Origin of the sequence: Oceanobacillus halotolerans (assembly GCF_010993955.1) — a bacterium.
In the GTDB taxonomy this organism is placed as follows: domain Bacteria; phylum Bacillota; class Bacilli; order Bacillales; family Amphibacillaceae; genus Oceanibacillus_A; species Oceanibacillus_A halotolerans.
In genome coordinates, this window is sequence record NZ_WIXL01000002.1 from 383,538 (window position 1) to 407,096 (window position 23,559).

Below are 23,559 nucleotides of genomic sequence, written 5' to 3' on the forward strand. Positions count from 1 at the left end.
AAAATGAAGCATTAAAAAAGTATCATTGGTTCTTACGCCACCGTTCCTTCCATTCTTTTATGACGATAATGGTGTGTAAAAGATAGAGTGCCATTATTCGATTTCTTCTGGCTCCTGAGTTATATCAACACCTACCCATTCTTCGGCTAACGCTTGAAGTTCCCCACTTTCTTTCATTTCTTGTAATGCTTCGTTAATATCTTCTAACAGTTTTTCTTTTTCTTTATTTACAGCTACTGCTTGTTCACTAACACCTAATTGACCACGGTTTTCTACTTCTAATCCGTTATCAATGGCTGTTTGACCTGTTATGTCATCTGTAATAACAGCATCATGATGACCTTGTGCCAATGATTGAATTGCAACAACATCACTATCAACCTGTGGAATATTATCTGTATATTCCTCTGCCATTTCTACATAGGTAGATCCTCGTGATACAGAAATTTCTTTTCCGTTTAGGTCCTCTTTACTTTCTATATCACTATCTGGTCTTGTATAAATAACTGGACCAGAGTAATAGTAAGGATCTGAAAAGTTAACTTTCTCCAGTCGTTCTTCTGTAATCGTATGACTTGCTACCGCAATATCATAACGTCCCTCATTGACACCTGTGACAATTCCAGAGAATTTGGCTTTTTGTTGTACTGGTTCAAGACCTAATTTCTCTGCAATCGCTTCTGCAACAGCGACATCATAACCAACCATTTTATCTCCTTCCATATAACTAAATGGCTTAAATTCACCTGAGGCTGCAAAGGTTAACTTTCCATCCTCTATCAAATCATACTCCCCATTACTACTGCTTTCACCCCCGCTCCCATCTGTCGTATCATCTGATCCACATGCGACAAGTATCGATATCAAGACGACAAATAACGCAATTTTCAGTTTTTTCACGAACTAATCATCCCTTCTTGATTTCAAAGACCATTACTAAAGAATCCCTTTACTAGTATTTACGCACGGAGACGTTAATTTATAACTACTAATTTATCTTGTTTACAAAACTCCTGCCAACTACACTTATTTTCCTTCTTTTTGCATAGTACAAAAGTTAGAAGTGCCCTTACAGGCTAAGTACGCCACATCAATCGTAACACCTGTACTAGGACGTTCTATCCGTCGTAATGAAATATTTTAATCGCTAACAAGTTTTGTTTTGTCCTTCATACATTGTCATGGCTGATTGTATCGTGTTTTGAAAGAGAACCAACCGCTAGACAGGCTGTCACGGCCGATTGCATCGTATACGTCTCACTGCCTAACCCATCACATCCTGTGCGTATAAGTGCAACTAAGGCGTTCGCCATTAAAGACTCGGCGAATGTCAGGTTCTCTAATATTTTATGAGATGGTTCCTATATAAAAAAACGCTTGGATAGGATGTTATTTCTATCCAAGCATTTTAATATGAGATTTCAAGTGCAAAAACAGGTGTCAAATACGACATATATCTTATGCTATTTATTATGTTATTTATCGTTTTCTCCATGGTAAGTGGACTATTTACTATGTGACTAGCAAACACTACTATCTAATATGTTACATAAATTTTCTTAAAGCACTCCATGCATCCTCTTTACCTTCCCCAGTTTCAGCGGAAAAAGGTATAATAATATCTTCTGATTCAACTTGCAATATTTTCGATGTGCGTGTTAAATGCTTGGAACGTTTTCCTTTTGGAATCTTATCTAACTTAGTTGCAATCACAATAACAGGTAGCTGAAAATGCTTTAAGAATTCATACATTTGTATATCGTCCCTTGTAGGCTCATGCCGTATGTCCGTTATTAAGACGACCGCTTTCAACGTTTCCCTTGTTTCGAAGTACTCTTCCATCATGATTCCCCATTTTTCTCGTTCCTTTTTGGAAACCTTCGCATAACCATATCCAGGTACGTCTACAAAATAGAAAGCCTCATTTATTAGATAAAAATTTAATGTTTGTGTTTTTCCAGGCTTTGATGATGTTCTAGCTAGATTTTTTCGATTAATTAACTTATTAATAAATGATGATTTACCAACATTTGATCTACCTGCTAATGCTATTTCAGGTAGGCGATCGTTCGGATATTGTTTTTGGCTAACCGCACTAATTACAATTTCTGCCTTAGTTACTTTCATGTTTTTCCTCCGAAAGTGCATGTTCTAAAACTTGATCAAGGTGATTAACTTTAACAAATGATAATTCTTTACGAACACTTTTTGGTATATCATCAATATCTTTTTCATTTTCTTCTGGTATAATAATTGTCGTTAGTCCAGCACGGTGTGCACTAAGTGATTTTTCTTTTAATCCACCTATTGGTAGCACGCGACCTCGTAGCGTAATTTCCCCTGTCATTCCTACTTCTTTCTTTACAGCTCGTCCAGTTAAAGCGGATACCAATGCAGTTGCCATTGTAATTCCCGCAGATGGACCATCTTTTGGCGTAGCACCTTCTGGGACATGGATATGAATATCATATTTTTCATGAAAATCAGGATCTATCTCGAGTTGTTTTGCTCGAGAACGAATATAACTAAATGCGGCTTGAGCAGATTCTTGCATCACATCACCTAGTTTTCCAGTTAATGTTAATTTCCCTTTTCCTGGATAATGGGACACCTCAATCGACAATGTGTCTCCCCCAGCTGCAGTATAGGCTAATCCAGTTGCAGTCCCAACTTGATCTTCTTGTTCTCGTCTACCATATCGGAATAGAGGTTTCCCTAACAACTCTGCTAAGTTTTTTTCAGTGATGATAACACGTTTCTTTTCTTCCGATATAATGATCTTTGCTGCTTTTCGACAGAGTGTAGCAATTTGGCGTTCTAATCCCCGCACTCCTGCTTCTCTTGTATACCTGCGAATTAAAGTAAGTAATGCATCATCTCGAATCTGCATGTTCGCTTTTTTAAGACCATTTTCCTTTAGTTGCTTTTGTAATAAATGCTCTTTGGCAATATGCAGCTTTTCAACTTCTGTATAGCCAGCAATTGAAATTAATTCCATCCGGTCTAATAAAGGTGCTGGAATATTATTAACATAATTTGCTGTTGCAATAAAGAGTACATTCGACAAATCATAGGTTTCTTCTATAAAATGATCGCTGAAGTTACTGTTTTGTTCAGGGTCTAGTACTTCTAACATAGCACTAGATGGGTCTCCCCTAAAGTCACTTGCCATCTTATCAATCTCATCTAACAAAAATACTGGATTTATCGTTTTTGCCTTTTTCATCCCTTGAATAATTCGACCTGGCATTGCGCCAATATAGGTCCTCCGGTGCCCACGAATTTCTGCTTCATCTCGAACCCCACCTAAGGAAATTCGAACAAAGTTACGATTAATGGAACTAGCAATGGATTTTGCTAACGATGTTTTCCCAACTCCAGGAGGGCCTACAAGACATAGAATTGGTCCTTTAATCGATTTGGTAAGTTTTTGTACAGCCAAATACTCTAAAATCCGCTCTTTAACCTTGTCTAATCCATAATGATCACGATCCAATATTTTATGTGCATGACTTATATCAATTGTATCCTGTGTTTCTGTTGTCCATGGCAAAGCAATTAACCATTCTACGTAATTTCGAATGACAGAACTTTCACCAGAACTTTGAGGAACCTTCTCATATCGATCCAACTCTTTCATTGCAACTTCTACAATACGCTCTGGCATATCAGATTTTTCAATTTTTTCTCTTAGCTGTTCAACTTCTCCAAGTTTTCCATCCTTTTCACCTAGTTCTTTTTGAATGGCTTTTAATTGCTCCCGTAAATAATACTCTTTTTGTGTTTTTTCCATGGAATTCTTTACACGTTGACCAATTTTCTTTTCTAAATCTAACACCTTCTTTTCGTTTGAAAGAAGATCAATTAGTTTCTGTAGACGTTCTTTACTATTGTCAACTTCAAGTAGCTCTTGTTTGTCTTTTATTTTTAATGATAGATGGGACGTTATAATATCGGCTAGTCTTCCAGGTTCATCTATATCAGAAACTGTATTAAATGTTTCTTTCGTTACTTTTCGTGATACCTTTACGTATTGTTCAAAAAGAGACAGTAATGAACGCATTAAAGCTTCTTCTTCTTGGTCATCGCCATGTGTCTCTTCAATTGGTTCTACTTCAACAAAAAACTCTTCGCCGCTATCCTCTAAATAACGAACAATTTCGCCTCTATTTAACCCTTCAACCAGAACACGCATGGTTCCATTTGGCAACTTCAACATCTGATTTACCTTAGCAACCGTTCCTATGCGATAAATATCTTCTGTAGTCGGTTCATTCATACTTACCTTTTTCTGTGCTGCTAGGAAAATGACTTGATCATCCATCATGGCACGCTCTAATGCAGCAATTGATTTTTCTCTACCTACATCAAGGTGAAGTACCATTGTTGGAAATACAAGTAGTCCTCTTAATGGTAGGAGGGGAAGTTGTGTATTCTCTTTCATCATATGTATGTACCTCCAAAACAAATATATGTCTTTTCATTATCGATTGTCTTCTTTATAAAGTGTAAAGAAATCATTACCATTTGTAAAATTATTCGTAATTAGTGTTTCCTGTTCTCCTAATCCTAAACGATTGTTATTAGAAAACCTTGTATGACCAATTCTTTTTGAAGAATGCCTTAATTCAATTTCCGACGCATAGGACAAGGAAAGCAACGACAGCGATTCATCGCACGAAGCAAAAGTGCTTTTCTTTTGCGAGGACGTGCTAGTACTGGCGTTGTGATTGACGCGACAGGTTTAGCCAGTGTGCAGAAGGAAAGTTTTCCTACTACTAAGAAAAAGACTGACAAAACCAATAAATACAGACTCCTTTTACCACATAATAGGAGCTCATTATTAGTTAAGTCAGTCTTTATAGTTATTTATTTGTTCTGATATACATTAGGCACTTTCTTTTGGTAATTTTTCATTACCTTGTTTAACTGTTCCATCTCTAAATACTAACTTCGGACTACCATTATCATCGACCACTGTTTCTTTTGTAATAATACATCTTTCAATATCTTCACGAGAAGGTAGCTCAAACATTACATCTAACATAATATTTTCAATAATCGACCGTAATCCACGTGCTCCTGTTTTTCGTTCAATTGCTTTATTTGCTATTTCGGATAATGCCTTTTCCTCAAAAACTAACTCAACATTATCAATTTCAAATAACTTTTTGTATTGTTTTACTAACGCATTTTTTGGTTTTGTCAAAATTTCAATAAGTGCCTTTTCATCTAAAGGCTCTAGGCTACCTATTACAGGGATTCGCCCAATAAATTCTGGGATTAATCCATAACTTAATAAATCCTCTGGTAATACTTTTGCAAGTAGTTGCCCTTTTTCTAACTCCTCTTGGCTGTTATCAGAACCAAAGCCAATGACTTTCTTCCCAAGACGACGTTTAATAATTTGGTCAATTCCATCAAATGCGCCACCAACTATAAATAAAATATTGGTTGTATCAATTTGAATAAATTCTTGATGTGGATGTTTGCGGCCACCTTGAGGTGGTACGCTTGCAACCGTACCTTCTAAGATTTTTAGTAAAGCCTGTTGCACCCCTTCACCAGATACGTCTCTTGTAATGGATGGATTCTCTGATTTTCTGGCAACCTTATCAATTTCATCAATGTAAATAATTCCTTTTTCTGCTTTTTCCACATCATAATCAGCAGCTTGAATTAATTTTAAAAGGATATTTTCTACATCTTCTCCGACATAACCAGCCTCTGTTAGCGATGTAGCGTCAGCCATTGCAAATGGAACATTAATAATGCGTGCTAGTGTTTGGGCAAGTAATGTTTTACCACTTCCAGTTGGTCCTAACATAGCAATATTACTTTTTGCTAATTCAACATCATCATGATTTTTTGGCGTATTAATACGCTTATAGTGATTGTATACTGCTACAGATAAATTCTTTTTTGCTTTATCTTGACCGATCACATAATCATCAAGTGTTTCGCAAATTTCCTTTGGTTTTGGTATTTCCTTGATTTCTGTTTCTTCTTCTGTACCTAGTTCTTCTTCAACAATTTCTGTGCAAAGTTCAATACATTCATCACATATATAAACGCCTGGACCGGCTACTAACTTACGAACTTGATCTTGACTCTTTCCACAAAATGAACATTTAAGCTGTCCTTTTTCTTCATTAAATTTGAACATGCATTTCACCCCTAAACGTATAAATCTAGTCCTATGCTATAAATAAAGCGAATTCTTTGGTGGATTCAACTTTCATAGCAATCATATCAGAACAAAATTAGAAAACAAAATATTTTACTCTTTTATTTATTTATTCATTATGGAGCAATATAAAAAAAAGTCAAACCATAACTATTCTCATGTATTTCTTATAACACCAATCATACTAGTATATAGCATATGACATTATAGGGTACTTGTATGTGCTTTTCTTTTAATAAAATAATACTACTGTACTCCCTTCCTCTTTTTTTAAAGCGTGTAAAAACAAGGCACGAAAATCCGCACCTTGTTTTTAACTAGCCTGTTAATTTAATTGAATTTTTATACTTATGCATTCACTACTTTACTTTCATCCACTAAGAAGTCAATTGCTTTTTTAAACTTCATATCCTCTTTAATTGCATCCGTGTTGCCACCTAGCATTTGTTTCAACTGTTCTACATCTGTGCCATACATAGAAGCCATATTTTCTAGTTCTGCATTTACATCTTCATCCGTAACTTCGAGATTTTCCTTCTCAAAAATTGCTTCTAGGGTAAGATTTGTTTTTACTCGTTTTTCTGCATCCTCTTTCATCTGGTCTTTTAACGCTGCTTCATCTTGACCAGAGAACTGGAAGTACATATCTAATGTCATGCCTTGCATTTGTAAACGTTGTTCAAACTCTTGCATCATACGATCTAACTCAGTTTGAACCATAGCATCTGGAATGGTTGCTTCAGCATTATCAGAAGCTTTTGTTACTAAAGTTTCTCGTTTTTCATTTTCTGCTTCTTGTTTCTTCTGTTCTTCTAACTGTTCTTTTTTCTTTTTCTTCAATTCATCTAGTGATTCTACTTCTTCATCGACATCTTTCGCAAATTCGTCATCAAGTTCAGGCAGTTCTTTTTCTTTGATTTCATGAATTTTCACTTTAAATGTAGCTTCTTTTCCAGCTAACTCTTCAGCATGATAATCTTCAGGGAATGTTAATTGAATTTCTGTTTCTTCTCCAGCAGATTTACCAATTAACTGTTCTTCAAATCCTGGAATAAATTGACCAGAACCAATTTCTAAAGAATGATCTTCCGCTTTTCCACCATCAAATGCTTCACCATCGATAAACCCTTCAAAGTCCATTACAACGGTATCGCCTTCTTCGACTGTACCATCTTCTTTCACAATTAATTCTGCATGGTGTTCTCGTTGATGTTCTAATTCATGGTCTACATCTTCATCAGTTACTTCAACAGATTGTTCTTCTACTTCAAGGCCCTTATATTCCCCAAGTGTCACTTCTGGTTTCACTTCTACTTTTGCAGTAAATACAAGGTCTTGTCCTTGTTCAATTGTTTCAATATCTACTTCTGGTTGTGCAATTGGCTCGATACCAGTCTCTTCGACTGCTTTCATATATGCATCTGGTAGAACAATATCTACTGCATCTTGATACAATGCTTCGACACCGAAGCGTTTTTCAAAAATATTACGTGGAATTTTCCCTTTACGGAATCCAGGGATTTGAACGTCTTTTTTCACTTTTTGGAAAGCTTTATCTAAAGCACGATCAAACTCCTCTGCTGAAACTTCAATTGTCAATACACCCTCATTGCCTTCTTGTTTTTCCCATTTTGCTGACATATTAATTCCCTCCAAAATCTATTATTCAAAAATTAAACTTCATTATTATTGTTCTAAGTATAAATGATAGTCAAAATGACAACCATCTCATTATAACATACTTACGACGCCTTTCAAGCATTTACAACATATTATGACTCATCAATAATAGATAAGTAAAGTGCTTCACATACTTTTATTTCCTCGATATATTGATGAATTTTATCATTAAGTATTTCTGTATTGGAATCGATATTTAAATATTGGTTACCAACGACTTTAAGTGCTTCACTAATTGTAATAACTTCTGTTTCATCAGGAAGAATAGGATAACGTACATAACAATATCGATATGTAAGTTGTTTTACCATTTGATACAGCGTCGGATTTTCTTGCTCCAATTCTCTAATCATAAATTGAAATTGTTTATAGACCTCATGATTTTCTATGGGCGTTACTTTATTGGGAACAACTGATATATGTAGACTTAGTTTATGTATCGTAACCTTTTCTGAAATATTGCTCTCTTGAAGCCACTGGAAAATAGCAGTTTTTATAACGGGATGCACTTTCTTATTATGTAACATCGAAACAACAGCCTTTGTTGGTATACCTTTCATTTTACGCATATCTTCTATAATACGCCATTGTTTAGGATGGTCCTCTTTTTGAACTACTTCATTTAAGGCATGAATATAATCATTTGTCTTTTCTACTTTCAAATCATACCACATATGTTTACTCATATCTTGCAACTGTTGAAATTGTTGTCTTATTTCCTCTGGGATTGATTTTGATTGGAGTGCACTCCCCGCTTCTTGCATTAGTAGCTCATACTGGTTTGTTTGAAAAAGAATCGTTAAATAAATATGTACGTAATGATAATAATACTCGTCTTTATAGGACATTAAGGTTTCACAAAGATCCTCTGCTTCATTATATCGGTTTAATTCCATTAAACAAATTAATTTTCCTACATATATTTCATGATTATGTACTTGATAATGGAGGAGCTTATTTAACTTTGTTAAGGCTTCCTCATATCGTTTTTCCTTTAAAGCGAGCAAGCTCTCATCTTCTAACACGCTTTTCCATTTCGGAAAAAGAATTACATTATTGCCTCCATCTTGCATTTTTTCACCCCTTTCACTTTTAATTGTTACCCCATTTATTCCTAATTCTTATAGTAACTATACCTTCCCGAAATCACAAAAATTAAACCTTAGAAAAACTCGCATTCGCTCGTCCTTTAGCGAATGTGTTAGTTTTTTCTTATACTTGGGACATTAAAATACTTGGGACATTAAAATTTTAGCAACGTCGAGTCTACTTTTTAGATAAATTTTATACTTTCCTAACGTGTAAAATAAAGAGAAACCTATATAATCTATAGGTTTCTCTTATAACGTCCCAGGCAGGATTCGAACCTGCGACCCACAGCTTAGAAGGCTGTTGCTCTATCCTGCTGAGCTACTGGGACATAAAGTATAGGTGAAATATGGAGCGGGTGATGGGAATCGAACCCACGACATCAGCTTGGAAGGCTGAGGTTTTACCACTAAACTACACCCGCATTTAAATGATAGTATTTAATTTAATTGAATATCTCGAGCTTGTTATCCTCTCGCACCTTAGTTGATTCAAGATGTGTTGTGCATCGAGGCAACTCGTTGATTACTCGGTGGATGTTTTGCTCGTGGCTACATCTGTATTTGATTAGTCTATTTTTATTGAAAGACAAAAACTATTATATGCATATTATTGCTCTTTGTCAACACTTTCCACTTTAAAGTTGTTTTCTTAAGGCTGTTTTCTAAAAGATTGATGCTTTCTAGTATGAAACGTCTTGCATATAAGATGTATTATGTGACGTAGAAAACAGACAAAGTACACGAAAAGAGCCTTTCTTAAAGATGGTCGCTTATTCAAGTATGAATCTTAATAAATAGGTAACTTAAAATGCGATGTAACATCCACTTTAATATATGCTAGCACTTTTTTGAAGCTTGGACGCAAATGTTTTGCACATTTCCTCTACTGATTTGTTCTTCTGAAGGCAATGCTTGTTTACGCTATAATAACAACAACTTCTTAAAACAAGCTCCAAAAATAAAGCCATTCATTGGATTTATCAGATAAACCCAATGAAAAGCAAGTTTAACGAAGTGTTGTCGTATAGGTTAATGCATCAACAATGTCACCTGATAGGGTATAGAATGTTACCTTAACATTTTCTAATGACTCCCATTCTAGGATAATATACGTTTTTTCTTGTCTAGTACGGGGTAATCGAATACTTCCAGGGTTTAGTAATAATTGATTACCTAGCTTTTCCGCACCTGCTACATGGGTATGGCCAAAACATACAATTTTTGCGCCTTCTTCTTCTGCTCGATAAGAAAGAGACATAAGTGATGATTTCACATTATGTAGATGGCCATGTACAACAAAAAAGGTAATGCCATCAATCGTAACTTTTTGTTCAGTTGGAAATCGTGCATCTATATCACAATTTCCACCTACTTTCACAAACCCTTCCAGTTCATCTCTATCCATATCTAATTCGGAATCTCCACAATGAATCATGTGTTTTAAGCCATGTCTTTCCTTTATTGTTTTTACTTCTTCTGTTAAACCATGACTATCACTCATAATTAAAACGCGTGTCATAGAAACCCCTCCATTATCACCTTGCAATTTCTTTGAGCCAAACCTCTAATTGCTTAAAGGCATCATGGCGATGACTAATATTATTCTTTTCCACTGGGTCTAATTCAGCCATTGTTTGATTATAGTTTTTTGGTATAAAAATAGGATCATAACCAAATCCGTTTTCACCACGTGGCTCTATAGCAATTTCCCCTTCACAAAAACCTTTTTTAAAAATAGTCACCTTTCCTGGAATTGCAACTGCTAACACACAAATAAACCGAGCACTTCGATCCTTTTTCGGTACCCCCTTTAATTCTTCTAAGACCTTCTCCATGTTTGCTTGATCACTTTTTTGCTCACCTGCATATCTCGCTGAATAAATACCAGGCCTTCCATCTAAAGCATCAATCTCTAGACCCGAATCATCCCCTATAACAGGGAGGTTTAATTGTTTTGCAATTTGCTCTGCTTTTAAAGCGGCATTTTCTTCAAACGTATTCCCTGTTTCTTCTATATCCTCAACTGGTTCGGCTAAATCCAATAACGATCTTGCCTTGATATGATAGGTGTCAAAAAACTCTTTAAACTCTTTTGCTTTACCATTATTTTTTGTTGCAATTATCATTTCCTTCATTGACTATCACTCACCACTTTTATCGGATTCCATTTTTCCTATTTGTTTAGCTAAATCCCCTAGTATCCTTTTTTGTTTTTCAAAAAGTTGCTCCAAACCACCTTTGGCTAAATCAAGCATTTCCATTAGTTCGGTATGGGAAAATGTTGCCTCTTCACCTGTACCCTGAACTTCAACAAACTCCTTAGCACCAGTCATCACAATATTCATGTCTACTCTTGCTTGAGAGTCTTCTTTATAGTTTAGATCTAATATCACCGTTCCATCTGGTAAAACACCTACTGACGTTGCAGCTAGTAAATCAGTAACTGGCATTTTTGATATTTTTTTCTCTTCTTTTAACTTACCAAAAGCTAGTACCATTGCTATAAATGCACCTGTTATTGAGGCGGTTCTTGTACCACCATCAGCTTGAATAACGTCACAATCAATCCAAAGGGTTCGTTCCCCTATCACATCTAGATCAACTACAGAACGAAGTGACCTCCCAATTAATCGTTGAATTTCCATTGTTCTTCCACTAACTTTTCCTTTGGAAGACTCACGAATGTTTCGCTGTTGAGTGGCACGTGGTAACATCGCATATTCAGCAGTAATCCAACCTTTCCCTTGCCCACGCATAAATGGAGGAACTCGATCTTCAATACTAGCATTACAAATCACTTTTGTATCGCCGACCTGGATATACACAGATCCTTCTGGGTGTTTTACATAGTTTGTTTCAATGTTTATTGGTCGTAAACTATTTACTTTTCGTTGATCATTTCGCATAAAACTCCTCCTCATTCAACGTACATCGTAACATATTTTAAACAAAAGATTCACGTTAATACATCTCATTATTCTGTAACTCCCCTAAAAAATCAAAAAAGAGGCCGTACTCCCACAGCCTCATCCAAATTCGATATTCTCTTTTTACTTACCGCGGGAATTTTTTAGAACTTTTCAGCTGGTTCAAAATCGTTTAATGTTACCTGTTCTCCATACGCTTCCCCGTTCTCATTAAATATCTCCTCTACATCCTCCACTTTAACTTGGACTGCTTCAACTGCCTGTTGTTCCGTTAATGTTCTTACCAAGGTTTCCATTACTTCATCAGCGATTTGTCCTTTTTCTCTATTATGCAAAATCTCTTGACTAAAAACTAACTCAAGTACTCCCTGATCTAGATTTGGAGAATTTAATAATGTAGCTCCTGGACTAAATACATGGGTTGTATTGAAATTATATCCAGGGCCTTCCATCAACTTATTAACAATGGAGCTATAGATATCATTATCTTCTACTTCAATATGTTGTGTCACTGGAACAAAATATTGATTTTCATTAAATTCAGCAGGATAATACATCGTTACAGCTTGTGCATCCACATCTAATGCATCAGTACCCATTACATTAATTCCATTAGCTCTAGAATAGCCATCATTAATAGGTGTCCCATTCACTGGCATCTCTTGTAGTTTATGGCCATTAATTTGTAGTTCCACTTCATCTACACTTTCAAACTGTGTTAGGGTATATGTCATGGATTGAAGAATTTTCGCCTCGTCTTCTGCTTGATAATTTTCAAATTCATTACTTACATCGACGACCATGGTCCCATCTTCCTGTAAATTAAGGCCTAAAATCTCTGTTCCCTCAGGTAGAACAGCCTCAAAACCATTTGGCAATAGAGACGTTACTGGTCCACCCTTAACTAAATATTCTAATGATTGTTTCGCAACTTCTTTTGATTCAATTTGTGGTAATTCCAATGTTTGTGGAGCTACCATACCATTTGCGTCCAGCAAAAACAGCTCTCTAGTCACAGTCTGTGTATCCTCATTCTCACTACTTTCATCTGCCCCTTCTTCTGCTTCCAATTCTTCTTCACTTGTTGTTACCTCTTCTAAACTATCGACACCTTCTGCATCCTGAGGTGGATCCATTTCTTCCATTGATTGCTCCCCTTGAAAACAACCAGTTAATAATAAAGTTAAACTAATGGTTAACATTATGATTAGTCCACTCCACTTTTTCTGCACGTTAATCCCTCCTACGATGGTTTGTACTATTATATATACGAGCCCATCGTAAAAATAGACCAACAGATATTAGAAATCCTACAGGAATATTAAAAATAGGACCCTCGACTAAGGCCTATCAAAAAATATTTTTTCTAATAATGTTTTAAGAAACAGATGTTATGAATGTGTAATCGTAGCTGTCTGTATTGTCACATGATTTAAATTTCCAATAGTGGTAGCAAAGATTCGATTTACAAGGGTTGTGAATATCGTGGCTTCACCGGTTGTATAAAACTGATGCTTAGGCTGAGAATTACTGTTCGCTAACAATTGATGAACATCCAAAATTGTACTTGTTTCTCTAGCTGTTTCTTCACTGGATGATAGAAGGGTAACATGAGATCCCATTACATGCTGGATTGTTTCTTTCAACAATGGATAATGTGTACAGCCTAAAATCAGCGAATCCATTTTTTTATTTTTTTTCAAAGGCTGTAATGAGTGCTCTACTTCACGTTGTGCCTTTTCTCCATCCACTATACCTTCTTCCACCATTGGTACAAAGGACGGGCATGCAAGTGTCTCAATATCTAAATTTGGGTTTATACTTTTTAGTGCTTGTGGATATGCATCACTTTTTATGGTTCCTTCTGTACCAATCACACCAATATGATTATTATCTGTTACCTTTATTGCTGCACGTGCTCCAGGTTGGATGACCCCTATAATTGGAATGTCTAATGTTTCTTGTAATTCACTTAATGTAAATGCAGTTGCTGTATTACATGCGATAACAAGCATCTTAATTTTCTTTTCTAACAAAAAATCTACCATTTCCCATGTAAAACGTTTGACTTCACTTTTTGATCTTGGCCCATATGGACAACGCAATGTATCTCCTACATATATTAGCTGCTCATTTGGTAATTGGCGCATGAGTTCCTGTACTACTGTCAATCCACCTACACCTGAGTCAATGACACCTATTGGTTGATTCAACATTATCGCCTCTTCATTGTTGTTTATCTCTCATTTACCTCTTTCATTTGTTCATGTAATAAATCTAATAGTTCCTTTAAATTCTCTGTTTGTTCATCCGAGAATTGTTCAAGTACCTCTCCTAAGTATTCTTGTCTTTTCTTAATTACTTCCTGAATAATGGTTTCCCCTTTTTCTAAAACATGGATTCGTACTACTCTACGATCGTTAGTGTCACGAACTCTTTCAACGAGATCGTTTCGTTCCATCCTATCAACTAAATCAGTTGTTGTACTAAATGCTAAACTTATTCTATTCGACAATTCCCCAATCGTTAAGTCCCCTTCTTCTAGCAACCATTGTAATGCAAGAAATTGTGGAAGTGTAATAGGATAGTTGGTTAATATTTTTCTTCCCATTTGTTTAACAATTCCTGATATATGACGTATTCTCTTTTCAACAGCTTCTACAGCCTTATCGGATTGACCTTGATTCAATAGTGTTACCTCCTAAAGTACCCATACCTTTTATATTTTTTATTGTAGCATAATTCTTAGTCCAATATTGGATTAACCTGTTTTATTCGACAAATAGTAAATAACACTCCTTCGTTAACTTATTCTAAAACATTTTTCTCTGTTCTTACGTTTGGGTACATAACAACATAAAATCCCCTTGGAAATAGCAAGAATTGTCACAAAAAATCCATTACTTTTATAAACTAATGACTAAATCGTAATTCGTTCTAGAAGTGCGCTCACCGTTAATGTTTTTGTTTCATAAGCTAATAATGACTAAATTATTACCCTTCGCCTGCAGCTCTATGACAGCAAGGAGGGGTTAACATTTGAAGGACAACAAGTACAAACCAACGCAACTATTGACTAAACGCGAAAAAGAAGTATTCAAACACCTAGTACAAGACAAAACAACAAAAGAAATTGCCCAGGAATTGTTTATATCTGAAAAAACTGTCCGTAACCATATTTCAAATGCTATGCAAAAGTTAGGAGTTAAGGGGCGATCACAAGCAGTCGTAGAGCTTATCCGTATGGGAGAAATTGAGCTCTAACAAATGATCTGGCATCCGTCATATATTACTGACGGATGTCAGCATTATTTTTTAAAAAAAATCGCATTCGCTCGTCCTTAGCGAATGTGTTCGTTTTTCTTATACTTAGGACATTAAAATATTAGCAACGTCGAGTCTACTTCTTAGCTAAAATTTCCTTATAAAAAAACCGACTTTTATGCAATGAAAGTCGGTTTTTTTTATAACTGTTACCAAAAGAATAGGGGAGCTAAAGACAATCCAACAATTGTTCCTAGCGCAATTCCAACTCCACCACCAAATCCTCCAAATCCGTAGCCAAATCCACCTAAATTTCGATGATTTGTCGGTCTTAGGAACACATGTGTATGCGTGACATCCGTAACGATGCCTTCATACACTCCCCCACCACGTGTTTTAATATTAACAGGACGTCCCATACACCGAACACATTCATTATAATAATGGTGAACAGACATCAATCTTCCGCTCCTTTCTATATTAAATACGAACGATTTTTTATCTTTTTAACTAAAGAGATCAAGTAGCTTTATTTTATAATATGTATCAAACTAATAGATAGATTGGACCCCGCTCACAATTAAAATAAAAACTTTCACAATGCGTAATAACTTACTTTATTTTACTAAAAGGCCGTTTCCTAAAGATTATTGCTATTCACACCCTATTTTGAGTAATGAAGTGTTAGTAAGTTGAAAATTAGAATGTTATTTTCATTGCTCAAAGGTTTTATTCTTCATACAGTACCACGGTTTCTTACATTGAAAATTGAGAGAGAAATCAACCGATAGACAGGCTGTAACGGGGGATTTCATCGAATATTTAAAGAGGATCAACCAATAGACAGGTTGTCACAGTTGATTACATCGTATTTTGAGGTAGTTTTGTGTTTTGTCCATCATTCCATCTTAAGACCTTTATTGGCAGCTAGAAAGGTGTACTTTCCTACTGTTCACTGGCTTAAAACCGTCACGTCAATCACAACGCTAGTACTAGTACGTCCCCGAAAAGAAAAACACTTTTGCTTCGAGCGATGTATCGCTGTCGTTGCTTTCCTTGTCCTGTGCGTCGTATGTGCAATTAAGGTATTCGCTATTAAAGGCTTGGTGAATGTCAAATTTTCTAATATTTCATGAGATGATTTCTATATGAACAAAAGCTAGAAGCGCCTTGATTACCCCCGATTAGAAAACTTGGCTTGTCTCCAAGTGGTGACAAGCCTTAGTTGCACTTATGCAGTAAGAAAGTTTTCTTATCTGCCAAGCATAAGCCAAGCCTCGACGTGGTGCTTTTTGCGCGTAATGTGGATTGACTTATGACCTCGAGGGGATAGGCGCTGGCCGATGAAAACTCGGGCGTCCTTATTTCTATCGGCACTAGGACGTCAATCGCTCTCACTGGCTAAAATCGTCACGTCCTGTGACAACGCCAGCACTAGGACGTCAATCGCTCGGAGCTGGATGTGGCCTTTCCTATAAAAGGCAGTAATGAGGCCAACTTTTTATACTTTCTTTTAAAAAAGGCTTGGATAAGATATTATTTTTATCCAAGCCTTTTTATATATTAATTCAAGTGCTAAAAATAGGTGTCAATATACACCGCAAAATCTCATGCTATTCGTTTTGTGATTTATCGTTTCCTCCACGGGAAGGGAACTACTTACAAAAGAAGAGTTCTTATTCCGATGCATGGATTAATTTTTCTTTAATTGACTCACTTAACTTAACTGGTTTGCCTGACTTTTGGTCGACATATACCATTCGTCCCCGTCCAGTTAATGTAACTGCATCATCTTGGTTAACCCCTAAGTAATGCACATCAAAAGAAGTATTTCCAATGTCGTTTACCTTCACATACAACCTTAATTGATCACTAAAAAACATCTGTTTATGATAATCACATTGTAAATCTGCCACAATTGGAATCCCATCTTCAGATCCATTAAAAAGCCCAACAGATTTTAAAAATTCAATTCGTGCTTCCTCAAAGTAAATAAAAGGGGAAACATTATTTACATGACCAAACATATCTGTTTCAGAGAATCGGATTTTAATTGGTGTAAAAAAGGAAAAGCTAGACTTCCAATCTTCTATACTTTTAATATAGGATACTGATTTCAACAAAATTTCTCCTTCCAAAATGGTTTCTCACGACATAATTCCGAAATTTCTTTATATAAAAAATAGAATAAAAGGACCCCTACCATAAACTGGCAAGGGTAATAGTAATAATAGCTATTTATTAATGCGCGTTGTCACTGCCAAAGAAGTTCTTGAAAGATTGAATATTAGTTGCACGATTCATTGCTGCGATTGATGTGGTTAATGGAATCCCTTTCGGACAAACTTGAACACAGTTTTGTGCATTTCCACAACCGGTAACGCCCCCATCTTCCATTAAGCCTTCCAAGCGTTCGCTTGCATTCATTTCACCTGTTGGATGGGCATTAAACAAGCGAGCCTGTGAGATTGCAGCAGGTCCAATAAAGTCTGACTTATCATTTACATTTGGACATGCTTCAAGGCAAACACCACAAGTCATACATTTAGATAACTCATATGCCCATTGGCGTTTTTTCTCTGGCATACGCGGTCCAGGACCTAAATCATGTGTTCCGTCTATTGGAATCCATGCTTTTACTTGTTTTAACGCATCAAACATACGTTCACGATCAATAATTAAGTCACGAACAACGGGGAATGTTGACATTGGTTCTAAACGGATAGGCTGCTCTAATTCATCTACAAGTGCTGCACATGATTGTCTCGCTGTTCCGTTTATCACCATAGAACATGCACCACAAACTTCCTCTAGACAGTTCATATCCCAATACACTGGTGTTGTTTTTTCCCCATTTGCATTAACTGGATTTTCACGAATTGCCATCAGTCCAGATATTACGTTCATGTTTTTACGATATGGTACATTAAACGTTTCTTCATAAGGAGCAGAATCTGGGCTATCTTGTCGAGTGATAATAAATTTAACTGTTTTTTGTTCAGCCATTTTTACTTACTCCCTTCGCTTTTTTTCGTATAATCACGTTTACGAGGCTTGATCAAGGAAACGTCGACATCTTCATAGGTGAATTCTGGATCTTCTTTTTCTTGATTGAAAGAAGCGATTGTTGTTTTTAACCATTCCTCATCATTACGTTCAGGGAATTCTGGCTTATAATGTGCTCCACGACTTTCGTTACGGTTATATGCACCAATCGTAATAACACGTGCTAGATGAAGCATATTTTTTAATTGTCGTGTGAACATAACCCCTTGATTACTCCAACGTGATGTATCATTAATATTGATATTTTCCCAACGTTCAAGTAATTCTTGGATTTTCTCATCTGTTTTTAATAGTTTATCATTTTCCCGAACAACCGTTACGTTATCTGTCATCCACTCTCCAAGTTCTTTATGAATTTGATATGCGTTTTCGCTACCTTCCATTTTCATTAATGCTTCAAATTTCTCTTGTTCTTCTTTTTCTTTTGCTTCAAACAGGTCACTAGACATATCTTCAACATGTTTATCTAGTCCATTAATATATTTAATCGCATTAGGACCGGCTACAGACCCACCATAAATAGCAGATAGTAGTGAATTTGCTCCTAGGCGGTTTCCACCATGTTGCGAATAATCACACTCCCCAGCAGCAAATATACCTGGGATACTTGTCATTTGGTCATAATCTACCCATAGTCCACCCATTGAATAGTGAACAGCAGGGAAAATTTTCATTGGTACTTTACGTGGATCTTCCCCTACAAACTTCTCATAGATTTCAATAATTCCGCCTAATTTAACATCCAATTCTTTTGGATCTTTATGAGATAAGTCTAGGTATACCATGTTTTCGCCATTAATACCTAATTTTTGGTTTACACAAACATCAAATATTTCTCGAGTTGCAATATCTCGTGGAACAAGATTACCATAGGCAGGATATTTTTCCTCTAAGAAATACCAAGGTTCACCATCTTTATACGTCCATACTCGTCCACCTTCACCACGTGCAGATTCACTCATAAGACGTAGTTTGTCGTCACCTGGGATAGCAGTTGGGTGAATTTGAATAAATTCTCCGTTGGCATATTTTGCACCTTGTTGGTACAAAACACTTGCTGCAGAACCAGTATTAATGACGGAGTTTGTCGATTTTCCGAAAATGATTCCTGGTCCACCAGAAGCTATAATGGTTGCATCAGAAGGGAATGATTTAATTTCATGTGTCCGAATATCCTGTGCTACAATCCCTCTGCCGACACCTTCATCATCAATAATTGCTCCAATGAATTCCCAGCTTTCATATTTCGTAACAAGTCCCTCTACTTCAAAACGACGAACTTGTTCATCTAAAGCATATAAAAGCTGTTGTCCTGTTGTTGCACCTGCATATGCCGTGCGATGGTGTTGTGTTCCTCCAAAACGACGGAAATCTAATAATCCTTCTGGAGTACGATTAAACATAACACCCATGCGGTCCAACATATGTATAATACTTGGTGCCGCATCACACATTGCTTTTACTGGTGGTTGGTTTGCTAAAAAGTCTCCACCATACACTGTATCGTCAAAGTGAATATCTGGTGAGTCACCTTCGCCTTTCGTATTCACCGCACCATTAATACCACCTTGGGCACACACAGAGTGAGAACGTTTCACTGGTACAATTGAAAATAAATCAACATGTGCTCCTTCTTCTGCTGCTTTAATTGTTGCCATTAGCCCAGCCAGACCACCACCAACAACAGCGATTTTACGATTGGTCATAGTAATACTCACTCCTTCTTTTCCTATTTAAACACCATAAGCGAATGTTATTAGCGAACGAATTCCAATATAACTAACAGCTAAAAATACAATTAAGGTAGCATATGTAACAATTTTTTGCGATCGAGGTGACTGTGCAAAGCCCCAAGATACCATAAAACTCCATAGTCCATTAGCAAAATGGAAAACAGTTGAAATTACCCCTACAACATAAAACCAAAACATAAACGGATTTGTTAAGATGCTTTCCATTAAACTATAGTCTAAATCGGCATTTCCTAATCCGATTTGAACACGTGTTTCCCAAACGTGCCATGAAATAAATATTAATGTAATAATCCCTGTGACACGCTGTAAATAAAACATCCAGTTACGGAAAAAACCATAACGTTTGATATTATTACGGGTTACAAATACGATGTAGACCCCTAAGATTGCGTGAAATAGTATTGGCAGAAAGATGATAACCGTTTCTAGTACGATACGAAATGGTAGATCGTGCATAAACGAGGCTGCCTTATTAAAACTCTCTGGACCGTAAACAGCAAAATGATTCACCACTAAGTGTTGAATCAAAAAGATACCGATTGGAATGACACCTAACAATGAATGTAATCTACGGTAAAAATATTCCCGATGTTCTGCCATGTATTACCCCCCCTTAATCATTATGTGATTTTAATTTAGTAAAACACAAATCATACGATTCATAAGCAGTATTAGATAAGTTAGCTTGACAGTCGCCATACACCATATATTCTTTTGGCAACAGTCAAATTTAATACATGTAAAGGTAAGAAAGCACGATACTTTCCTGCTAACTACCAAGATAACGTTTTCTTTTTTATCTAATTCGCCGAAAAATGTACAATTTGTGACACATTTATTGTACTTCTATCTATATAAAGCGTCAAGAAAAGAAGTAATATATTTTTAGAAATGTGACATTTTACATTTTTCAATTGTATATAGGAATTAAAATTCAGTTGCACGAAAAACAAAATAAATAGATAATATATATATGGAGGAAAATATATTAAAAGGAATCTTTAAGAGGATGTTCAACAAGCATAAATTAATAACTATTTAGCGTTAATTACTTATAAGTGAGAAATAGTAGTCGCTTTTATGGAAGGAAGGATGACAGCAATGCAAAAGAAAACGGAAGAGCTGTTAATGACAGATCTAGATCAATTACATACATCTGGTGCTGGCTACGATGTATTACGATATATTAGTTTACCGGAATTATTAGGAAAAGAATCTGACACACTTCTATATTTCTTAGGGAAAAGTTTAGCTCGGAAATTTAACCCCCAATCACTTGATGATATCATCCTTCTTTTTGAAAAATTAGGATGGGGTAAATTAGAAATCCGGAAGAAAAAGCGAAAAACAGTCATTTTTCAATTAATGGCAGATGCGGTAGTTCAACGAATTAATAGTTCATTGGATGTTGAATTTCGGTTAGAATCTGGATTTTTAGCAGAAGCAATGGAGATTCTCAATGGCAAATCATGTGAATGTACAGAAGAGATAAACCGTAAACTCTACTTAATTGAGTTTAATCTCATTTTCACAGATTAAACTACTACTTATACATAAAAAGAAGAGGTATAGTCACTCCAAATACGACTGACTATACCTTTAATTATTGCTTTTTATTTAAATGGTCCAAAATATCCTGTGCAGTATTTTTAGGTATACCTAATTTTGTGAAATCTTCTATAGCTGCATTTTTTATGGCTTCAATCGTTTTGAAGTGCTTTAACAATAATCGTCTTCTTTTTTCTCCAACTCCTTTAATGTTATCCAATTCTGATTGAAACACACTCTTTCCTCTTAACTGCCTATGAAACGTAATTGCAAACCGATGGACCTCATCTTGAATCCGTTGTACTAAATAAAATTCCTGTGATTTTCTAGATAAAGGGACTATTTCAGGAGACATCCCATATAGTAACTCACTGGTTTTATGTTTATCATCTTTGGCCAATCCAGCTAATGGTATGCTAATATCTAACTCATTTTCAAGTACATCCATTGCCGCATTCATTTGACCTTTCCCACCATCTACAATGATCAGATCAGGTAATGGTAAGTCTTCCTTTAGTACTCGTGTATACCTCCTTCTTATAACTTCACGCATTGTTTCATAATCATCTGGTCCTGAAACATCTCTTATCTTATATTTTCGGTATTCTTTCTTATTTGGACGTCCATCTATAAAAACTACCATAGCAGAGACAGGGTCTGTTCCTTGTATATTCGAGTTATCAAACGCTTCAATACGATGCGGTGTTTCTATATTTAGAATCTCACCTAGTCGATCCACCGCTTTAATCGTACGTTCTTCGTTTCGCTCAATAATCGAGAATTTCTCTTGCAGTGCGATGGAGGCATTCTTCATAGCTAAGGCTACCAATTCCTTTTTACGCCCACGAAATGGTGTATGCACATCAATTTCTAATAATTCTTCTAATAATTCCGTATCCGTTCCGATTGGTAATAAAATTTGCTTTGGCTTTAGATGATGTTGATGTAAATAAAAACGACCGATAAAACTAATGAATGTGTCTTCTGGGTCATCAAAAAATGGAAAAATAGATACATCGCGTTCTATTAATTTACCTTGTCGTATAAAGAATACTTGAATACATATCCAACCTTTATCATAACTATAGCCAAAAATGTCTCGATCAGCCCGATCATTTAAGGTCATCTTTTGTTGTTCCATCACAATTTCGATATGTTGGATTTGATCCCTTAATTCCTTTGCACGTTCGAAATTAAGCTCTTCGCTAGCTTGAATCATTTGCTGCTTCAAGTCATTTTTGATCGTTTTATACCCTCCATGTAAAAAAGAGGATATACTTTTCACAATTTCTTGGTACATTTCAACTGAGGGTGGGGTCTCACTACACGCTAAACACTGATTCATGTGGTAATAAAGACAAACACGTCCAGGTGGATTGTTGCATTTTCGTAATGGGTATAAACGATCTAAGAGTCGTTTCGTTTCCTTTGCTGCATTGACATTTGGATAGGGACCAAAGTATTTTCCCTTATCTTTCTTTACCTTTCTTGTAATGATTAAGCGTGGGTGTCTTTCATCGGTTATTTTCAAATAGGGGTAAGATTTATCATCTTTTAACATGACATTATATTTTGGATCGTATTTTTTAATTAGATTCATTTCTAAGATTAATGCTTCTATTTCTGAGGAGGTAACAATATATTCAAAATCCTCAATTTCCTGTACCAACCGTTGCGTTTTTTGGTCATTTGCACCAGTAAAATAGGATCGCACTCTATTTCGTAGTTTTTTAGACTTCCCCACATAAATGACTGTACCATGTTTATCCTTCATTAAATAACAACCAGGTTGTGTAGGAAGAACAGCCAATTTATCTTTTATTCTTTGATTCATCTCTCATGTCAGCCCTTTTTAAAATCGCTTTTTTCACAAAGATTATGTTTTCTAATTAACTCAACTTTCGCACTCTAAAATAGGAGGTAGGTATATCTTGATATAGCTTGATAAACTAGCAATTCCATTCATTCTTGTAGTTAACTTTTGTAATCATTGTATTCTTTAATTGGAGTATTTTAGGTATCTCAAAGATAACTACGAATGT

20 protein-coding genes and 2 tRNA genes are annotated in these 23,559 nt (G+C 35.8%); 2 read left to right on the forward strand and 20 right to left on the reverse strand.

The genetic code is table 11. The features are described from left to right. Positions 1–93: 93 nt before the first annotated feature. The 14 genes from GHC26_RS04910 to GHC26_RS04975 all read right to left on the reverse strand — a co-directional run bounded on the left by GHC26_RS04910 (position 94) and on the right by GHC26_RS04975 (position 14,574). The gene (locus GHC26_RS04910; RefSeq protein ID WP_163970148.1) at positions 94–900 is read right to left on the reverse strand and encodes a transporter substrate-binding domain-containing protein; all 807 of its coding nucleotides are present in this window, start codon (positions 898–900) and stop codon (positions 94–96) included. Between the two features lie 645 nt (positions 901–1,545). After that, positions 1,546–2,127 (reverse strand): ribosome biogenesis GTP-binding protein YihA/YsxC, encoded by a 582-nt coding sequence (gene yihA / locus GHC26_RS04915; protein ID WP_163970149.1) that lies wholly within the window; start codon positions 2,125–2,127, stop codon positions 1,546–1,548. Beyond that, positions 2,114–4,447 (reverse strand): endopeptidase La, encoded by a 2,334-nt coding sequence (lon, locus tag GHC26_RS04920; protein ID WP_163970150.1) that lies wholly within the window; start codon positions 4,445–4,447, stop codon positions 2,114–2,116. The genes yihA and lon overlap by 14 nt, the downstream gene beginning before the upstream one ends. A gap of 441 nt (positions 4,448–4,888) precedes the next feature. Beyond that, on the reverse strand, positions 4,889–6,166 hold the full coding sequence (clpX, locus tag GHC26_RS04925) for an ATP-dependent protease ATP-binding subunit ClpX (RefSeq protein ID WP_163970151.1): 1,278 nt from the start codon (positions 6,164–6,166) through the stop codon (positions 4,889–4,891). A 369-nt stretch (positions 6,167–6,535) separates the two neighbouring features. After that, on the reverse strand, positions 6,536–7,828 hold the full coding sequence (gene tig, locus GHC26_RS04930; protein ID WP_163970152.1) for a trigger factor: 1,293 nt from the start codon (positions 7,826–7,828) through the stop codon (positions 6,536–6,538). Between the two features lie 131 nt (positions 7,829–7,959). Next, a complete protein-coding gene (locus tag GHC26_RS04935) occupies positions 7,960–8,940 on the reverse strand; it encodes a tetratricopeptide repeat protein (protein ID WP_163970153.1) in 981 nt (326 codons plus the stop codon). Between the two features lie 273 nt (positions 8,941–9,213). Beyond that, positions 9,214–9,287, reverse strand: a tRNA-Arg gene (locus GHC26_RS04940). A gap of 19 nt (positions 9,288–9,306) precedes the next feature. After that, positions 9,307–9,380: transfer RNA gene (locus tag GHC26_RS04945), tRNA-Gly, on the reverse strand. A 584-nt stretch (positions 9,381–9,964) separates the two neighbouring features. Further along, positions 9,965–10,477, reverse strand: coding sequence for a metallophosphoesterase (locus GHC26_RS04950; protein ID WP_163970154.1), 513 nt, complete (start codon positions 10,475–10,477; stop codon positions 9,965–9,967). Positions 10,478–10,493: 16 nt separating this feature from the next. After that, positions 10,494–11,093 carry an XTP/dITP diphosphatase gene (locus tag GHC26_RS04955; RefSeq protein WP_163970155.1) on the reverse strand — a complete coding sequence of 200 codons (600 nt, stop codon included), beginning with the start codon at positions 11,091–11,093 and terminating at the stop codon, positions 10,494–10,496. A gap of 6 nt (positions 11,094–11,099) precedes the next feature. Beyond that, positions 11,100–11,864: a ribonuclease PH gene (rph, locus tag GHC26_RS04960; RefSeq protein WP_163970156.1), complete on the reverse strand. Its 765-nt coding sequence runs from the start codon at positions 11,862–11,864 to the stop codon at positions 11,100–11,102. Positions 11,865–12,028: 164 nt separating this feature from the next. Further along, positions 12,029–13,117 (reverse strand): GerMN domain-containing protein, encoded by a 1,089-nt coding sequence (locus GHC26_RS04965; protein ID WP_226376850.1) that lies wholly within the window; start codon positions 13,115–13,117, stop codon positions 12,029–12,031. Between the two features lie 159 nt (positions 13,118–13,276). Further along, positions 13,277–14,098 (reverse strand): glutamate racemase, encoded by an 822-nt coding sequence (gene racE / locus GHC26_RS04970; protein ID WP_163970157.1) that lies wholly within the window; start codon positions 14,096–14,098, stop codon positions 13,277–13,279. A gap of 23 nt (positions 14,099–14,121) precedes the next feature. Continuing rightward, complete coding sequence (locus GHC26_RS04975) at positions 14,122–14,574, reverse strand: MarR family winged helix-turn-helix transcriptional regulator (protein ID WP_226376851.1); 453 nt, start codon at positions 14,572–14,574, stop codon at positions 14,122–14,124. Positions 14,575–14,924: 350 nt separating this feature from the next. Here GHC26_RS04975 and GHC26_RS04980 point away from each other — a divergent pair, with 350 nt between their 5' ends. Further along, a complete protein-coding gene (locus GHC26_RS04980) occupies positions 14,925–15,149 on the forward strand; it encodes a helix-turn-helix domain-containing protein (protein WP_163970158.1) in 225 nt (74 codons plus the stop codon). A 209-nt stretch (positions 15,150–15,358) separates the two neighbouring features. Here GHC26_RS04980 and GHC26_RS04985 read toward each other — a convergent pair whose 3' ends face one another. The 5 genes from GHC26_RS04985 to GHC26_RS05005 form a co-directional block, all read right to left on the reverse strand. Further along, positions 15,359–15,607, reverse strand: coding sequence for a hypothetical protein (locus GHC26_RS04985; RefSeq protein ID WP_163970159.1), 249 nt, complete (start codon positions 15,605–15,607; stop codon positions 15,359–15,361). A gap of 1,218 nt (positions 15,608–16,825) precedes the next feature. Then, a complete protein-coding gene (locus GHC26_RS04990; RefSeq protein WP_163970160.1) occupies positions 16,826–17,269 on the reverse strand; it encodes an acyl-CoA thioesterase in 444 nt (147 codons plus the stop codon). A 121-nt stretch (positions 17,270–17,390) separates the two neighbouring features. Beyond that, positions 17,391–18,155: a succinate dehydrogenase iron-sulfur subunit gene (gene sdhB / locus GHC26_RS04995; RefSeq protein ID WP_163970161.1), complete on the reverse strand. Its 765-nt coding sequence runs from the start codon at positions 18,153–18,155 to the stop codon at positions 17,391–17,393. Between the two features lie 2 nt (positions 18,156–18,157). Further along, positions 18,158–19,921: a succinate dehydrogenase flavoprotein subunit gene (sdhA, locus tag GHC26_RS05000; protein ID WP_163970162.1), complete on the reverse strand. Its 1,764-nt coding sequence runs from the start codon at positions 19,919–19,921 to the stop codon at positions 18,158–18,160. A gap of 27 nt (positions 19,922–19,948) precedes the next feature. Further along, positions 19,949–20,569, reverse strand: a complete 621-nt coding sequence (locus GHC26_RS05005) for a succinate dehydrogenase cytochrome b558 subunit (RefSeq protein WP_163970163.1) — start codon at positions 20,567–20,569, stop codon at positions 19,949–19,951. A 501-nt stretch (positions 20,570–21,070) separates the two neighbouring features. Between GHC26_RS05005 and GHC26_RS05010 the strand changes: the two genes are divergently transcribed. Then, positions 21,071–21,508 (forward strand): DUF2507 domain-containing protein, encoded by a 438-nt coding sequence (locus GHC26_RS05010; protein ID WP_163970164.1) that lies wholly within the window; start codon positions 21,071–21,073, stop codon positions 21,506–21,508. 64 nt (positions 21,509–21,572) lie between these two features. Here GHC26_RS05010 and uvrC read toward each other — a convergent pair whose 3' ends face one another. Next, entirely contained in the window at positions 21,573–23,351 is a 1,779-nt protein-coding gene (gene uvrC / locus GHC26_RS05015; protein ID WP_163970165.1) for an excinuclease ABC subunit UvrC, read from the reverse strand. Positions 23,352–23,559: the final 208 nt, after the last annotated feature.

Excerpts from the sequence above, each read along its gene's own strand:
- tig (WP_163970152.1), bottom strand. The coding sequence starts at position 7,828 with ATGTCAGCAAAATGGGAAAAACAAGAAGGCAATGAGGGTGTATTGACA.
- GHC26_RS05005 (WP_163970163.1), bottom strand. The coding sequence starts at position 20,569 with ATGGCAGAACATCGGGAATATTTTTACCGTAGATTACATTCATTGTTA.
- sdhA (WP_163970162.1), bottom strand. The coding sequence starts at position 19,921 with ATGACCAATCGTAAAATCGCTGTTGTTGGTGGTGGTCTGGCTGGGCTA.
- uvrC (WP_163970165.1), bottom strand. The coding sequence starts at position 23,351 with ATGAATCAAAGAATAAAAGATAAATTGGCTGTTCTTCCTACACAACCT.
- yihA (WP_163970149.1), bottom strand. The coding sequence starts at position 2,127 with ATGAAAGTAACTAAGGCAGAAATTGTAATTAGTGCGGTTAGCCAAAAA.
- GHC26_RS05010 (WP_163970164.1), top strand. The coding sequence starts at position 21,071 with ATGCAAAAGAAAACGGAAGAGCTGTTAATGACAGATCTAGATCAATTA.
- clpX (WP_163970151.1), bottom strand. The coding sequence starts at position 6,166 with ATGTTCAAATTTAATGAAGAAAAAGGACAGCTTAAATGTTCATTTTGT.
- GHC26_RS04935 (WP_163970153.1), bottom strand. The coding sequence starts at position 8,940 with ATGCAAGATGGAGGCAATAATGTAATTCTTTTTCCGAAATGGAAAAGC.
- lon (WP_163970150.1), bottom strand. The coding sequence starts at position 4,447 with ATGATGAAAGAGAATACACAACTTCCCCTCCTACCATTAAGAGGACTA.
- rph (WP_163970156.1), bottom strand. The coding sequence starts at position 11,864 with ATGCGAAATGATCAACGAAAAGTAAATAGTTTACGACCAATAAACATT.
- GHC26_RS04950 (WP_163970154.1), bottom strand. The coding sequence starts at position 10,477 with ATGACACGCGTTTTAATTATGAGTGATAGTCATGGTTTAACAGAAGAA.
- sdhB (WP_163970161.1), bottom strand. The coding sequence starts at position 18,155 with ATGGCTGAACAAAAAACAGTTAAATTTATTATCACTCGACAAGATAGC.
- GHC26_RS04985 (WP_163970159.1), bottom strand. The coding sequence starts at position 15,607 with ATGTCTGTTCACCATTATTATAATGAATGTGTTCGGTGTATGGGACGT.
- GHC26_RS04955 (WP_163970155.1), bottom strand. The coding sequence starts at position 11,093 with ATGAAGGAAATGATAATTGCAACAAAAAATAATGGTAAAGCAAAAGAG.